1 protein-coding gene is annotated in these 1,190 nt (G+C 61.3%); it reads left to right on the forward strand.

Translation table 11 applies throughout. The features are described 5' to 3' along the window. Positions 1 to 141: 141 nt before the first annotated feature. Positions 142 to 1,190 (forward strand): Cache 3/Cache 2 fusion domain-containing protein (locus tag ASC45_RS15335; RefSeq protein WP_141655822.1); only part of this gene is annotated, 1,049 nt, incomplete at its 3' end.

Genomic DNA, 1,190 nt, shown 5'->3' on the forward strand with positions numbered 1-1,190 from the left:
CGACAACGGTTTCATCATCCTGCTCGACGTGGGCCATGTGCTGTCGGTGGACGACATGGCGGCTTTGGCCCGTGCGGCGCATTCCTCGAACTGAGATTTGCATTCGACCCTTTCATCAACGTCTTGATTCAGCGAGCTCCCATGGCCTCCTCGTTCACGCACCGTCTGCAGTTCCGCATCCTCGTGCCGATCACCCTGCTGGTGATCGCCGTCATCGCCATCGCCACCTACACCTTGGCGCGCAATGCGCAGACCCAGGTGGACGAAGAAATCCAGCGCGAGTCCCATCAGCAGATCGGCGAGATCGTTCGCACCCTGGATATCACCAAGACGCTGATCGACGAGCAGGTTCATGGCTCGATGAAACTGCTCACCGAACGTGGGCAGCAGCTCGGCGCGGCAACCCTGGGCGCACCGGTGAGTCTCGGCGACAAGACGGTGCCCGAGCTGCTCTTTGGGAAGACCGCCATGGTGAATCAATTTGACCTTGTGGATGGCGTGACCAAACTCTTCGGCGGCACCGCCACGTTGTTCGTGCGCAGCGGTGACGACTTCGTACGGGTGAGCACCAACGTCAAAAAGCCTGACGGCGCACGCGCCGTAGGCACCCTGCTCGACCCCAAGGGCAAGGTGATTGGCGACATCCGCAATGGCAAGGCCTTTTACGGCGTGGTGCAAATCCTCGGCAACCCGTTCATCACGGGCTACGAACCGATGCGGGATGCCAGCGGAAACATCGTCGGCATCTGGTATGTCGGCTACAAGGCGCAGATCGACGCCATCAAGACCGAAGTCAGCAAACTGCAACTGCTGCATGGCGGCATCCTGGAAGTGACCGACAAGACGGGCAAGACCATATTCGCTACCTCCAACACCCCCAGCCAGATCGATCCGCAAGACTGGATCAGCATGTCCGAACAAGTCCCGGGATGGGGTTTCACGGTCACCACGCGTTATCCCAAGTCCACCATTGCCAGCCACACCTGGTCGCGCATCCTGCCCATCCTGCTCGGCGGTGCCTTCATGGTGCTGGCCATCCTTGGCGTCACCGCTTATCTGCTGCGCCGTCTGGTCATCCGCCCCTTGAGCGAAGCCGTGCACGTCGCGCAGCGCGTGGCCGAGGGCGATCTGTCGGTGCGGGTGGTGGCTGCGTCCAAGGATGAGACCGGTCAGCTGCTCACGGCCATGGG

It is taken from the genome of Thiomonas bhubaneswarensis (genome assembly GCF_001418255.1).
Classification (GTDB): domain Bacteria; phylum Pseudomonadota; class Gammaproteobacteria; order Burkholderiales; family Burkholderiaceae_C; genus Thiomonas; species Thiomonas bhubaneswarensis.